Annotated in this window: 10 protein-coding genes, 1 tRNA gene and 1 pseudogene; 8 read left to right on the forward strand and 4 right to left on the reverse strand. The window is 63.6% G+C overall.

The features are described 5' to 3' along the window. The first annotated feature begins 1 nt into the window (after window position 1). Window positions 2-78: transfer RNA gene (locus P8014_RS05580), tRNA-Arg, on the forward strand. A 93-nt stretch (window positions 79-171) separates the two neighbouring features. Here P8014_RS05580 and P8014_RS05585 read toward each other — a convergent pair. Beyond that, complete coding sequence (locus tag P8014_RS05585) at window positions 172-2,883, reverse strand: EAL domain-containing protein (protein WP_337816316.1); 2,712 nt, start codon at window positions 2,881-2,883, stop codon at window positions 172-174. Between the two features lie 45 nt (window positions 2,884-2,928). Next, entirely contained in the window at window positions 2,929-4,356 is a 1,428-nt protein-coding gene (gene nhaD / locus P8014_RS05590; RefSeq protein ID WP_337816317.1) for a sodium:proton antiporter NhaD, read from the reverse strand. A gap of 201 nt (window positions 4,357-4,557) precedes the next feature. On the opposite strand from nhaD, the gene P8014_RS05595 reads away from it, so the two are divergent. Then, window positions 4,558-6,387, forward strand: a complete 1,830-nt coding sequence (locus P8014_RS05595) for an SLC13 family permease (protein ID WP_337816318.1) — start codon at window positions 4,558-4,560, stop codon at window positions 6,385-6,387. On the opposite strand, the gene P8014_RS05600 is transcribed toward P8014_RS05595, so the two are convergent. Continuing rightward, window positions 6,368-6,742, reverse strand: coding sequence for a hypothetical protein (locus P8014_RS05600; RefSeq protein ID WP_337816319.1), 375 nt, complete (start codon window positions 6,740-6,742; stop codon window positions 6,368-6,370). The two genes, P8014_RS05595 and P8014_RS05600, sit on opposite strands and share 20 nt — an antisense overlap. Here P8014_RS05600 and P8014_RS05605 point away from each other — a divergent pair. From P8014_RS05605 to P8014_RS05625, 5 genes and pseudogenes are all read left to right on the forward strand, one after another. Next, window positions 6,728-7,618, forward strand: a complete 891-nt coding sequence (locus tag P8014_RS05605) for a phosphoribulokinase (RefSeq protein WP_337816320.1) — start codon at window positions 6,728-6,730, stop codon at window positions 7,616-7,618. The two genes, P8014_RS05600 and P8014_RS05605, sit on opposite strands and share 15 nt — an antisense overlap. A 98-nt stretch (window positions 7,619-7,716) precedes the next feature. Then, a pseudogene (locus P8014_RS05610) lies at window positions 7,717-8,167 on the forward strand (hypothetical protein). A gap of 381 nt (window positions 8,168-8,548) precedes the next feature. Further along, on the forward strand, window positions 8,549-9,670 hold the full coding sequence (locus tag P8014_RS05615) for an FIST N-terminal domain-containing protein (protein WP_337816321.1): 1,122 nt from the start codon (window positions 8,549-8,551) through the stop codon (window positions 9,668-9,670). Between the two features lie 89 nt (window positions 9,671-9,759). Further along, window positions 9,760-10,797 (forward strand): NADP(H)-dependent aldo-keto reductase, encoded by a 1,038-nt coding sequence (locus P8014_RS05620; RefSeq protein ID WP_337816322.1) that lies wholly within the window; start codon window positions 9,760-9,762, stop codon window positions 10,795-10,797. 77 nt (window positions 10,798-10,874) lie between these two features. Continuing rightward, a complete protein-coding gene (locus tag P8014_RS05625) occupies window positions 10,875-12,158 on the forward strand; it encodes a sodium:proton antiporter (RefSeq protein WP_337816323.1) in 1,284 nt (427 codons plus the stop codon). A 14-nt stretch (window positions 12,159-12,172) separates the two neighbouring features. Here P8014_RS05625 and P8014_RS05630 read toward each other — a convergent pair whose 3' ends face one another. After that, window positions 12,173-12,910, reverse strand: a complete 738-nt coding sequence (locus P8014_RS05630) for a methyl-accepting chemotaxis protein (protein WP_337816324.1) — start codon at window positions 12,908-12,910, stop codon at window positions 12,173-12,175. A 342-nt stretch (window positions 12,911-13,252) separates the two neighbouring features. Here P8014_RS05630 and P8014_RS05635 point away from each other — a divergent pair, with 342 nt between their 5' ends. After that, window positions 13,253-14,029 (forward strand): TatD family hydrolase, encoded by a 777-nt coding sequence (locus tag P8014_RS05635; protein WP_337816325.1) that lies wholly within the window; start codon window positions 13,253-13,255, stop codon window positions 14,027-14,029. Window position 14,030 lies beyond the last annotated feature (1 nt).

The raw sequence follows: 14,030 nt of genomic DNA on the forward strand, positions 1-14,030 counted from the left end.
CGCGCCCGTAGCTCAGCTGGATAGAGCGCTGCCCTCCGGAGGCAGAGGTCAGGGGTTCGAATCCCTTCGGGCGCGCCACTTCTCCGGCCGGCCCTTCGTTCTCCACACGGTTTCTTCCGACCCCTATGCATATGTAGGCCGCGGCACGCTGCCCGCCTGCCGGCGCAACGCTCAAATTACCGTTCTGTTGTGATCTTCCTGCAGCCCGATCTGGCGGGCGAGTTCCAATATCCAGCGATCCATGTCGGAGGCGGCCAGTTGCAGCTGCTTGGTTTCACGCGTCAGGGCGGTGGCGTCTGCACTCTGCCAGGCAAGAGTCGCTTCGATCGCCTGGGTATGCGTCTTGGAGTGCGTGGCGGCCAGTGGTTTGAAGGCGGGCAGGGAGCGGTAGCGTTGTCCGGCGCCGCGCAGCCAGCGGCCGAGGGCGCAAAGGCTTTCGTCCACGCATTCCGCAACCTGCATGAAAGGATGTTCGGGCGTAGGCGGTGTCGCCAGGGCGTCGAGCATGCTGCACAGGCTGTGGCGGTGGGCCGTGCGGGCCATGAGAAACGGCAGGTCCTGCTGGGTGAACAGGTTGTTGTGCCACTGCGCCCAGTCCGCGGGTGGCCGCCACTGCGTCATCCACGTTCCCAGCTCGTCGGCGGGCATGGGGCGGGCGATGGCGAATCCCTGTGCGTACCGGCAGCCAAGCTGCAGCAGCAGTTCGCCCTGTTCCAGCGTTTCGACGCCTTCGGCGATGACTTCGAGGTCGAGCAGGCTGGCCGCGGTCAGATTGCCGGCAATGATGGCCAACGCGCGGGGCTCGTGGAGCAGTTTCTGCACGAAACGCTTGTCGAGCTTGATCTGATTGGCGGGCAGTTCCTGCAGGTAGGTGAGCGAGGCGTGGCCGGTGCCGTAGTCGTCCAGGGCTATGGACAGGCCGCGCTCGCCGCAGGCTGAAAGCGCGGTGCGGGTCTGGGCCAGGTCCCGCAGTGCGGCGTGTTCGGTGACCTCCAGCTCGAGTCGGCCGGCGGTGCCGGGATACAGGGACAGCACCTCGTCTACGTCATCGATGAAGTAGGGACTGAGCAGATGTTCGGCGCCGATGTTGACGGCGATGCACAGATCCCTGCCTTCGGCTCTCCAGCGGTTGCTCTGCGCCGCGGCAGCGAGCAGAGCGTGTCGGCCGAGGCGGCGGATAAGATGCGGCGAGGCTTCGATCGCGCCGATGAACTCTTCCGGCGGTATCAGAACGCCGCCTCTTTTCCAGCGCACCAACGCCTCGACGCCAATGACGTTGCCGAGCGCGATATCCACCTTCGGTTGGTAGTGGAACACGAGCTGGTTCGAGTTGAGGGCCTGTTCGAAGCGGCGCTGCAGACTGCCGATCTGCAGCTGCAGCTGCTCGCTGGCATGTTCGAAGATACGGTAGGTGTGCCGGCCCTCGTCCTTGGCTTGGTAGAGTGCGACGTCGGCATGGCGCAGCAGATCCTGGCTGTCGGCGTCGTCCAGCGGGTGAAGGGTGAGTCCGATGCTGGCGTTGATGCGTATGGATTCGCCGTTGAGCCGGAACGGGGCATCGAGCGAACCAAGCAGCCTCAGGATGATGCGTTCGGCTTCGGTTACGTCGCGCAGGTTCGCCAGCACCAGCCCGAATTCATCGCCGCCCAGCCGCGCGATGGTATCGCCCTGGCGCATGCTGCCGGCCAAGCGCGCTGCGACTTCGCGTAGCAGTTCGTCGCCGCTGATGTGCCCGAGACGGTCGTTGACGCTCTTGAAGCCGTCCAGATCGATCATGCCGATGCCGAGCAGTTTCTGCTGCCGCTGAGCCTGCAGCAGCCCCTGTTGCAGGCGATCCATGAACAAGGAACGGTTGGGCAACTCGGTGAGCGGGTCGCGCAGCTGGTTTTCCTTGATGCTGAGCAGGACCTGGCCGAGACGGGCGAAGGCCCCGAAGGGGGACAGGTCGACGTGGTCGAAGTACCAGGCGTGGTCGGCGAAAACCACCCCCAGGCCGCGAATGCCGTCGGGGCGGCCGAAGGGGAATATGGCGGCCGCTTCGATGTTCCTGGCCTTTGGCCACCAGCCCGGCAGCGCCTCGAGTTCCCCCGCCTTGAGCACGAAGCTGCGGTTCTTTTCGAGCGCCTGCCACAACGGATCGCCGGCATCGTACGCGGCTTCCACGTTTTTCCACAGCGAAGGTGCGCCGGCCCCCGAAAACGGCCGCAGCACGTCGTGGCGGTCGTCCTGCAGCGTGAACCACACGGCCGGCAAGTGCCGGGAATGGGTGACGAGGTCCGTACAGATGCTGGAGAACACGTCTTCCGGAGTGGGCAGATCGGCCAGCTTGAGGGTGGTCTCGAGCAGTGTCTGGGTGATGACGTTGCGTTCGGCGAGGGCTTCGGAATGGACGTTGTCCAGGGCCGCCAACTGCAGCATCAGGTCACATGTCAGCAGCTTGTAGACGGCCTGGCGCAGCGCTTCGCGTACGGTGGAGGAAGCCGCTTCGAGGCGGATTTCCAGGTGCTCGCGGTAGAGGTTGTAGGCGCCGGCGATCCAGGTGGGTGAAACGTTGTGGCTGTAGTGGATGTGGGCAACCTTGGCTGCGTCGCGCTCGGCGCAAAGCGGCCAGTCGGCTAGCAACTTGCGGAAGTGTTCGGCCTGCCGTTCGACCAGAACCTGCAGGCGTTGCGGCTCAAGCGAATCGAAAACGCGGGCCGTTTCGGTGTGCGATAGCAGGTAGTCGTAGAAATGTGCGGCGAGACTTTCGGCCTGCGCACTCAGCACTTCGGCATGCTGGCGGATAAGGGCGAGTGCTTCGTCGTCGAGCGTCACGAAGCGACGCAACTGCGTCGCCAGGTTGCCCGGCTGGCTCCACAGCGAGTTGTGTGTGAAGCGGCTCATCGATGATCTGTGCTCCGGTTTATGGAGGCTTGCGCAGTGCCGCGGCTATAGAGGTCCGGCCGGCAGGTGCATCTGGGCGGCATTCAGCCATAGATGCACCCAGATGCTCGCGGCGTACCCCAATGCGATTGCCCACGTCCAGCGCAGGTGGGCGAAGAAGGTGTAGATGCCCCGCGCCTGACCCATCAGGCCGACGCCGGCCGCTGAACCGATTGAGAGCAGCGACCCCCCGACCCCTGCAGTAAGTGTTACCAGCAGCCATTGGCCTAGCGACATGTCGGGCTGCATGGTGAGTACAGCGTACATGACCGGGATGTTGTCGACTACTGAAGACAGCAGGCCCACCAGGATATTGGCCCAGGTAGCGCCGAGGCCGGTGTAGATGGTCTGCGAGACGACGATGAGATAGCCCAGTGTGGCGAGGCCGCCGACGCACAGGATGACGCCGTAGAAGAACATCAGCGTATCCCATTCGGCGCGCTGCAATTGAGCGAAGACGTCGAATACCTGATGTTCCTCAACCTGGCCGTCGGCGGCCAGCAGTTCGCGGCGTTCGGCCATCTTGATGTAGTAGCCGTAGAACTTGAGCAGGCCGAGGCCCGCCATCATGCCTACCATGGGCGGCAGGTGCAGGAAATGATGAAAGCTGACGGCGGAGGCGATGGTGATCAGGAACAGGCCGATGATGGTTATCCCGCCTCGTTTGATGTGCACGGCCTCGCCGAGTGGTTCCGGGCGTCCGCGGGGGACGGCAAACGACATGATCGCCGCGGGGATCAGCCAGTTCACGAGCGACGGCAGGAACAGGGAGAAGAACTGGGAGAAGGTGACGATGTGCTTCTGCCAGACCATCAGCGTGGTGATGTCGCCGAACGGACTGAAGGCGCCGCCGGCATTGGCGGCTACCACGATGTTGACGCAGGCTACTGCCACGAAGCGCGGCCGTTCGCGAGCGACGGCGAGGACGACTGCTGCCATGATCAGCGCGGTAGTGAGGTTGTCGGCCACCGGCGAGAGCAGAAAGCTCAGCAGGCCCGTGATCCAGAAGATGCTCCGCAAGCTGAAGTTGCGTGAAACCAGCCAGGCACGCAGGGCATCGAACACGCGTCGTTCCTGCAGGGTGTTGATATAGGTCATCGCCGCCAGCAGGAACAGCAGCAGTTCGGCGAATTCGAGGATGTTTTCGCGGATAGCGGTGGCCGGCAGGCTGACGTTGCCGTGCGCCTCGTAGGCCAGCGGCACCAGAACCCAGATAAGAGCGGCGCCGACCATCACCGGCTTGGATTTGCGCAGGTGTAGAGCCTCTTCGGCCATGACCAGGATGTAGGCGAACGTGAACACGATCACTGCTGCGATGCCGTACCAACTGGCCGTGAGGTTCAGCGGGGTAGGCATTTCCGCAGCGCTGGCGAGTTCGGGGAAGAGGCTGAGGATGAGAGCGGCCAGGGCGGCCAACGCGGAAGTCGATTTCATGGTTGCGGTTGGGCTGACGGAAGCGAATCGAAACTGAATCGGTCGGGTGAGCGTATCACTAAGATGCCACCTCAAAATACCACGTGGTGGGGGCTCTCGCGCCGCACCGTGTCGGTCACCCGTAGTTGTCGCACATGGGAGTGTCGTCCTGCGGTATGCTCGTTCGGGGTCTGACTACGGAACCGTATTCGGAGATTGCGGATGCAGGAAGCGTTGACTTTGACGCCCCAGATGATGGTCGTGCTCAGCCTGCTGGCGTTCACCGTGTTTCTGTTCGTTTCGGAGATTGTGCGGGTCGACGTTGCCGCAGTGCTGGTGATGGTGATCCTGGGCCTGTTGTCCCTGGTGCCTGGCCTTGGGCAACTCACCGACGCCAAGCGCTTGTTCGAGGGGTTTTCCAGCAACGCGGTGATCTCGATCATCGCGGTGATGATCATCGGCGCCGGTCTGGACAAGACCGGCATGATGGGCCGGCTTGCGGCGTGGATACTGCGCGTTGGCGGCGCCACCGAAGCGCGGCTGATTCCGTTGATAGCGGGTGCCGTAGGCTTTATTTCGAGTTTCATGCAGAACGTCGGTGCCGCAGCGCTGTTCCTGCCGGTGGTCTCGCGCGTGTCGGCGCGCTCCGGTGTACCGATGTCGCGGCTGCTGATGCCGATGGGATACTGCGCGATTCTCGGCGGCACGCTTACGCTGGTCGGCTCCAGCCCCCTGATTCTGCTAAACGATCTGCTGCCGTCCGGCGTGGAGCGCTTCAAGCTGTTCGAGGTCACGCCCATCGGTCTGGCTCTGATCGTCGCCGGCATCGTCTATTTCGTGCTGGCGGGGCGTTTCGTATTGCCCTTCAACACCAGTGAGGGTATGTCCGGCGAGGACGTGCGCGCGTATCTGCGTCGCCTGTATGGGTTGGATCTGGCTCTGCGCGAGGCGCGTGTCGGCGCGAACAGCGATCTCATCGACTGCAGCGTCGACGAGATCGAGGAGCGCGATGGAGTCGTCATCGTCGGTGCGATGGTCGATGGCGTGGCTGCGGTAGCGCCTGCACGAAATGTAGTCCTCGAAGCGGGGGAGCGGTTCGTGGTGGCCGCCGAAAAGCCGCAGTTGGAGGCTTGGCTGGAGCAGCATGGCGCCGACGGCGAGGCCGAGTTGGATGTGTTCGATGAGTTGCTGGCGCCCACCCGGGCGGGTGTCGGCGAGGTGGTCATCCCGGCGCGCTCCAATCTGATTGGGCACAACATCCGCGAGCTGTGGGTGCGCAAGACCTATGGTCTCGCCGTGCTCGCCATCCACCGTGGCGGCAAGACGCTGCGCAAGGGTTTGCGCGACCTGCCCCTGGCCGCCGGCGACACGCTGGTGTGCCACAACACCTGGGAGTCGTTGGCGCGCGTCGATCGCGACCGTGATTTCGTGGTGGTCACCACGGAATATCCGCATGAGGAAGAGCGCCCGCACAAGATCGGATTCGCATTGTTCTTCTTCGTTCTCGCCATCGGCCTGGTGCTGTTTTCGCCGTTGCGCCTGTCGGTCTCGCTGATGGTCGGCGCCGTGGGCATGGTGATTTCCGGCGTGCTGCACATGGACGAGGCCTACAAGGCGGTCGATTGGAAGACGGTGTTCCTGCTCGCCGCGTTGATTCCGCTCGGCATGGCCATGGAGCGGACTGGCACCGCGGCGTGGGTGGCTGCGCAGACCCTCGACCTGTTGCATGGTGTGCCGCTATGGGGCATCGAGGCGGTGGTGGCCATATTGGCAACGGCGTTCAGCCTGGTGATGTCCAATGTCGGCGCCACCGTGCTGCTGGTGCCGCTGGCCGTGAGCATGGCAGTCGAGGCCGGCGGTGATCCCCGTTTATTCGCGCTGATCGTGGGTTTGGCGACCTCGAACTCTTTCATTATTCCCACGCATCAGGTCAATGCCTTGATCATGGGGCCGGGAGGCTACCGGGTGAAGGACTATCTCAAGGCCGGCGGTGTGATGACCGTGCTGTTTCTGGTCGTCATGCTGGTCATGCTCAATCTGTTCTACTCTTGATCCGGGAGTTAAATAGTTGCTCCTTCAGCCGTCCTGCGCCGGTTTCTTGGAAATCACCAGTGCGGAGCTTGGACAATGACCCGGTGCCCCTTGCCAAGGGAATGCCCTTGCCTGCGCAGCGCGCCTTGATTCGCAGCATTGTCGAAGCCCTGAAGGGGCGCCTATTTAATTGCCGGGCCAATGAGGTATACGCATAGCGCCGCTGCGTGATCGGCGAAAATACCGTTAGAATGCGCTGATATTCGCGAAGGACGATGACGCGACCACGAATTTCGCGGCCCGCGCGCGCAGGATGCGCTGCGCCGGCCGCCACGGTTTCACAACCTGAGGAGTAGTCGACATGTCCAAGCAACATCCTGTCGTTGCGGTTACCGGTTCCTCCGGAGCCGGCACGTCCACGGTGAAACGGGCCTTCGAGCACATTTTCCTGCGCGAAGAGATCAACCCGGTCGTGATCGAGGGCGATAGCTACCATCGCTACAACCGCGCCGAGATGAAAACTGCGATGCAGCATGCCGCCGATGCCGGCAACAACCATTTCAGCCATTTCGGCCCGGAGGCCAATCTGTTCGACAAGCTGGAGGAGACCTTCCGGGTCTACGGCGAGACGGGCACCGGCAAGAAACGTTACTACCTACACAGCGCCGAAGAGGCAGCCGAACACAACGCGCGGCTTGGAACGACCCTCAAGGCGGGTGAATTCACGCCCTGGGAAGACATCGCCGAGGGTACCGACCTGCTGTTCTACGAAGGTCTGCACGGCGGCGTGGCCACCGACGAGGCCGACGTGGCCAGTCAGACCGACCTGCTGATCGGCGTGGTGCCCATCGTCAACCTGGAGTGGATCCAGAAGATCCATCGCGACAAGGCCGAGCGCGGCTATGCGCCGGAAGCCACGGTGGAAACCATGCTGCGTCGCATGCCCGACTACGTGCGCTATATCACGCCGCAGTTCTCGCGCTCGGACATCAACTTCCAGCGCGTTCCTCTGGTGGACACCTCCAATCCGTTCATCGCGCGCGATATCCCGACCGCCGACGAAAGTCTGGTCATCATCCGGTTCAGCGATCCGAACAAGTTCAAAGTCGACTTCCCCTATCTGCTGTCGATGCTGCATGGCTCCTTCATGTCGCGGCGCAACGATCTGGTGGTGCCCGGCGGCAAGATGGGTTTCGCCATGGAACTCATTCTCACGCCGATCATCCGCTGCATGCTCGAACAGCGCTGCTGATCGCTCAGTGGCCGCGGGGTCGGTAGATCCCGCGGTCTTTCTCCGGCCTGCCTGGGCGCGGTCCCGCAGGTCCGTCGTTTCACGCCTGAGAGGCCGCCATGCCGACAACCGCTCGCGGATCCCAGCTCAGCCGTTTTCTCGCCCGCTATGTCGGGCGCACCCATGATCGTTCATGCGGTTTTTCCGTCCGACTGGCTGGAGGCATTGCTCAAACGGCCGGGTGGTGGCGGGCATTTCCGCATCGACAGCCGCCAGGCGGGGAGTTCCGACCCGACACCCGTCGAATGGCTGGTGCGGCGGCATCTGCTGCCGCTTGAGCTGCCTCTGCCGCTGATCGTCAAGGTCACTCCCGAAGTGCTGCACGTGCGCCATCTGACCCGGGGCGGGGAGGTCGTGCACCCGGGTGAGATCTACTGGCTGCTCGACGAGATCGAGGAGCGTTATCACGCGCGTCTGGTGGTCGAAGGAGGGAGCCTGCGGACGGACTTTGGTATTGATCCGGCCGATAACGAGGCGAAGTCTTTTTTGGATTCGCTTGGGGGGATGTGAGGGGGCTTCCGTTTGGTTTGATCGTGGGGGCCGGTTTCCTGCGCGATTCGGAGTATGTGGTTTCCATTGGTTATGCGGTGGGAGCTTTTCCTGTTTTTGGCCCTGAGGCTTGTTTCGGGCGCGAATCAACGACAGGTGATTTTGATCTGAATCGGTGACGCGCCCGAAATCAGCTGAAAAAGCCAGCAAGTGCGTCGCCTTCAACCACGTAAGATCAAAATTCCTGCCACCGAGTCGAGCTGGAAACCGGCCACGATGGCCAGCGGATACTGGCCACCTCACCCTAAAATTCGCTAGCCCTCAAATTCCAAAGCTTGCCCCAGCCAACACCACTCGCGTTAGACTGGCGCGCCAGTTCGAACGACCAGACCCATCCTGCCAATGCAACACTTCGCTCTCGCCCATACCACCGGCACTCACGCCGAGGAGCTGGTCGCCGAACTGCTGCGCCAGCTCGGCGACCAGCCCGATGCCACGCTGGGTTTCATCTACGCGAGCGACGCGCTGGCGCCGCAGCTCGACCGAATCCTGCAAGGTTTGCGTACCGGTACCGGCATCGAGCATTGGGTCGGCAGTGTTGGTATAGCCCTCAACGTGACCGGCCACGAGTATTACGATTCTCCCGCGCTGGCGGTCATGCTCGGCGACTTTCCGCCCGAAGCACTCTGCGAGGTACCGCTATTGCGCGACGGCGTGGAAACGTTTCTGGGCAGCAACCATGAATGGCTGGCCCGGCACCCTGGTGCGCTGCTCGGTCTGCTGCATGGCGATCCCGGCAATCCGGCCACGCCGCTGCTGTTCGACCATCTTGCCAAGCGTCTGCCCAATCTGTTCGCCGTCGGCGGCATCACCTCGAGTCAGAGCGAAAATCTGCAGGTGACGGGGAACCGGGTGGTGCAGGGCGGCGTGTCCGGCATGCTGTTCGCTTCCGATATCGCGGTGGCGGTCGGGCATACGCAGGGCTGCACGCCGATCGGCCCGCGCCGGCAGATCACCAGCAGTCGCCGCAACGTGCTGGTCGAGCTGGACGGGCAGCCGGCGCTGGATGCGTTCAAGCAGGACATCGGCGAGGTGCTCGCTCGGGATCTCAACCGCGCCGCCGGCTATATCTTTGCCGGTCTGCCGGTGTCCGGCAGCGACGAAGGCGACTATCTGGTGCGCAATCTCGTCGGCATCGATACCGCCCAAGGGTTGGTCGCCATCGGCGATTATGCCGAGGAGGGCGCCGAGGTGATGTTCTGTCGCCGTGACGGCAACACCGCCCGGGTGGATCTCATGCGGATGCTGGGCGACCTGCAGGAGCGCATCGCCACGCCGCCGCGCGGAGCGGTCTACGTTTCCTGTCTGGGTCGCGGGAGGCAGCAGTTCGGCGACGAGTCGCAGGAGTTGTGTCTGATCCGGGAGGAACTCGGAGACGTTCCGTTGCTGGGCTTCTTCGCCAACGGGGAAATTTTCGCCAACCGTCTCTACGGGTACACTGGCGTGCTGACCCTGTTTCTCTAACGGACGCCCGGCCGGGGGATCGCGGAGCGACCATAATTCACGTTTTCGCGCGCGCTTTGTGCGCCGATCCACACCACAGGAGAGTTTCCATGGAACACCGCCCCCTCGGCGACAGCGGCCTTTCGGTCAGTCTGATCTGCCTCGGCACCATGACCTTCGGGGAACAGAACACGGAAGCCGATGCCCATGCGCAGCTCGATCGTGCACTGGACGCCGGCATCAATTTCGTCGATACCGCGGAGATGTATCCAGTGCCGCCGCGGGAGAAGACCCAGGGCCGTACGGAGTCGTATATCGGCAGTTGGTTGAAGAAGACCGGTCGGCGCGACGAGATCGTGCTGGCTAGCAAAGCGGCTGGGCCCGGCAACAACCTGGACTATCTGCGCGATGGCCCACGGCTGACGGCCGTGCACATCGAGCAGGCCGTCAACGACAGCCTCAAGCGCCTGCAGACCGATGTCATCGACCTCTACCAGTTGCACTGGCCGGACCGCAACACCAATTTCTTCGGCAAACTGGGATACGAACATGACGCCGGCGAGGACGCCACCTCCATCGAGGAGACGCTGATCGCGCTGGCGCGCCTGCAGGAGCAGGGCAAGATTCGCCATATCGGCGTGTCGAACGAAACGCCATGGGGCGTGATGACCTACCTGCGTCTAGCCGAGACGCAGGGCCTGCCGCGCATCGTCAGCATCCAGAATCCCTACAGTCTGCTCAATCGCAGCTTCGAGGTCGGCCTGGCCGAAGTGGCACATCGCGAGGGCGTCGGCCTTCTGGCCTATTCACCGCTGGCGTTCGGCGTGCTCAGCGGCAAGTATCTCGGCGGCAAGAAACCGGCCGGGGCGCGCGTGACGCTGTTCGAGCGCTTCCGCCGCTACTCCGCACCGTACGTCGACGGCATCGTCGCGCAGTATGCTGAACTCGCTGCGGCGCACGATATGAGCCTGACGCAACTGGCCTTGGCATACGTCAACTCGCGGCCGTTCCTGACCAGCAACATTATCGGCGCGACCACGCTGGAGCAGCTCGAAGAGGACATCGCCAGCGCCGACGTGCAGCTGAGCGACGAGGTGCTGGAAGCCATTGAGGGCCTCCACGAGCAGCATCCCTATCCCTGCCCGTAAACGGGCGCGCGCGGGGCCCGCCGGGTGGCGGGCCCCGCTTTTTGCGCTCGAAGAAACTGAGTTGAGGAGAACTCGCAGTGTCCACCGTCGACCTAGCCGTACTGACCCTGGCCATCGTCATGGCGCTCGGCGTCATCACCTTTCTGTTCAGCGAAAAGACCGGCATTTCCTATGTACCGATCCTGATCCTGCTGGGCATCGCCGTGGGGCCGGTGCTGAACCTGGTCGACCGCACCGAGGCGCACCAGTTGTTCGACTATGCGCGCGTGTTCGGGCTGGTGATCATCCTGTTCGCCGAGGGACACAACCTGAAGTGGACGCTGCTGAAGAAACACTTCGCCACCATCGGCGTGCTGGATACGGTCGGTCTGCTGGCCACGGTGCTGGTCGCGGCGCTGGCCTTTTCCTATTTCCTGCACGTGCCGCTGGCGGTCGGTTTCCTGTTCGGCGCCATCATCGGCGCCACTGATCCGGCCACGCTGATTCCGCTGTTCAAGCAGCACACCGTGCCCGAGGACATGCGATCGGTGATCGTCAGTGAATCGATTTTCAACGACCCCCTCGGCATCGTCCTGACCATGCTCGCCATCGCGTTGCTGGTGCCGCAGGCGGACAACGCCAAGCTGATCGAGTGGGTGGCCCAGTTCACGACCCTGGTGCCGGCGGCGATCCTGTATTTCCTCTATGAAGTGCTCGCCTCGGTGGTGATCGGAGTGGTCATGGGGCTGATCGGCTACCGCCTCATCCATGTGTTCCATCTGGAGACGTTTCCGGAGGTCTACTCCTTTGCCCTGGCCTTCGGCGGTTTCGCCATCGGCGAGTGGGCGCAGGCTTCGGGCTATCTCGTCGCCACGGTGATCGCGCTCGTGCTCGGCAACCACGAGCTGTTCTTCCCGCGCGAGGACCGGGTGGAGAGGGCCTCGCGCGTGATCACGCACGAACACCACTTCAATGAGACGCTGGCCACGTTGGCCACCGTGGTCATCTTCATTCTGCTCGGTGCCGGTATCGACCTGCAGAACCTCTGGTCCTCGCTGTGGGTGGGCATCGCGGTGGCGCTGGTCGTGGTGTTCGTTGCGCGCCCGATCGCCACGCTGAGCATCCTGCCGCTGCGCCGCTGGTCCCTGCGCCAGTACGGTTTCATGGCGCTGGAAGGCCCGCGCGGCGTGGTGGCCTCGGCGCTGGCCGGCTTGCCGCTGGCGCTGGGTTTGACCTATCACGACCAGCAGATGATAGGCTGGGGCGAATCCATTCTCGCGGTGACGGTGATCACCATCCTGGTCTCGGTGATTCTGGAAACCCTGTGGATCGGCGTACTGAACCGGCGCTGGCTCGGCGGGGAGCTGGACAAGCAGGGTTGAGCGCTGGTCGCTGCTCACGCGATCCGGAAATGTCCAATCAGTTCGCGTAGCCGTGCGGCCAACTCATCCAGTTGGCGGCTCGCGGATTCGAGTTGCTGCGTGCCGGCGGCAGTCTTGTCGGCTACCTGGTTAATGGCGGCGATGTTGCGATTGATCTCCTCGGCTACACTGCTCTGTTCGGTGGCGGCGGTGGCGGTGGCGGTGGCGGTGGCGATCTGATTGTTCATGTCGCTGATGGTGGCGACCGCTGCGGTGATGCGGCCCAGCGAGCTGCGCGCCTGGCCCGCTTGTTCGACCACGTCTTGCGCTTCCCGGGCACTCTTGCCGATGGCTTCGGTCACCTCCCGCGCGCCGTTCTGCAGGTTCTCGATCATGCCGTGGATCTGGCCCGTCGCCTCCTGTGTGCGGGCTGACAGACCGCGTACCTCGTCTGCGACTACGGCAAAGCCGCGACCCTGTTCGCCTGCCCGCGCCGCTTCGATCGCTGCATTCAAGGCGAGCAGATTGGTCTGTTCGGCGATACTCCGGATGACGTCGAGTATCTTGCCTATTCGCTCACTGTCCTGACCCAGGCGATCCATCATCTCGCTCGCGGCGCTGACCTCGCCGGCCAGGCGTTCGACGGTTTCGGTAGTCTGGCCAACCAGTTGCCGGCCGCTGTCGGAGGCCTCGTCGGCATTGCCTGCCGCGGCGGCCGCTTCCGCGGCATGGCGTGCGACTTCGTCGGCGGCAGGACGGTGAAGCCGCCCCATATCCGGTGTTTTATCTTTACATCGAACAGCCGTTTGAACATCGGTTCCTCGTGGCGCGCGGCCTGTTATTCGAGCTTCGTTTTAGCGATTCACGTATATGTAACTATCGGCCGCGCCCGGTGCGGCTTTAGACTCCGTCATGGACGCGACAGGATTATGGGCTCCCGGAGGTAGACGCTTAAACGGCCGATATATGCCCTGGCAACGGGACCGGACGTTCGGTATCGTGGATTTGCGATGCGCTGCATGCACATGCGGGTGTGTTGCGATGTATCCCTCGACTCAGGGGCGGCGCTCCGCATGGAGCGGGCTCCGTGACATGGCGCAGGCCGGTTCTCGAAAGTGCAAATTCCACTCATCGACTCGCACTGTCACCTGGACGACGCGGCCTTCGCGGTGGACCGGCCGGCAGTGCTCGAGCGTGCCGCCGCCGCCGGCGTGCGCGCGGTCGTGCTGCCGGCGGTCAGTGCGCGCTATTGGCCGCGTTTGCGCGAGGTCGCGGCCGGTTGCGACGGCCTGCATGCCGCGTATGGTCTGCATCCGATGCTGCTGCCGGAGCATCTTCCGGAGCATCTGGCCGAACTCGAGCAATGGCTGGAGCGGGAGCGGCCGGCGGCGGTCGGCGAATGCGGCCTGGATTTCTACGTCGAGGACCTGGATCGGCAAGCGCAGCTCGAATACTTCGTCGCCCAACTGCGATTGGCGCGCGATTTCGACCTGCCGGTCATCCTGCACGCCCGGCGTGCCGTCGACGAGGTGCTCAAGTACATACGGCGTTATCCGGGGCTGCGCGGGGTGGTGCACAGTTTCTCCGGCAGCCTGCAGCAGGCCCAGCGCCTGTTCCAGCTTGGTTTCAGGGTCGGGCTGGGCGGTCCGCTGACCTATCCGCGGGCGCAGCGCCTGCGCAGCGTTGCCGCACGGTTGCCGATCGAGGCGATCGTGCTGGAGACCGATGCGCCCGACCAGCCGGGGCTGGCGCAGCGCGGCCGGCGCAACGAACCGGCTTTCATCGTCGAGGTGCTGGAGACGCTGGCGGATTTGCGCGGCGAGATGCCCGAGGCGGTAGGCCGCGCCACAACGCAGAATGCACGCGCGCTGTTCGGCCTGCCGCCGGTGTGAA

It is taken from the genome of Acidihalobacter sp. (assembly GCF_037381185.1).
Lineage (GTDB): Bacteria > Pseudomonadota > Gammaproteobacteria > DSM-5130 > Acidihalobacteraceae > Acidihalobacter_A.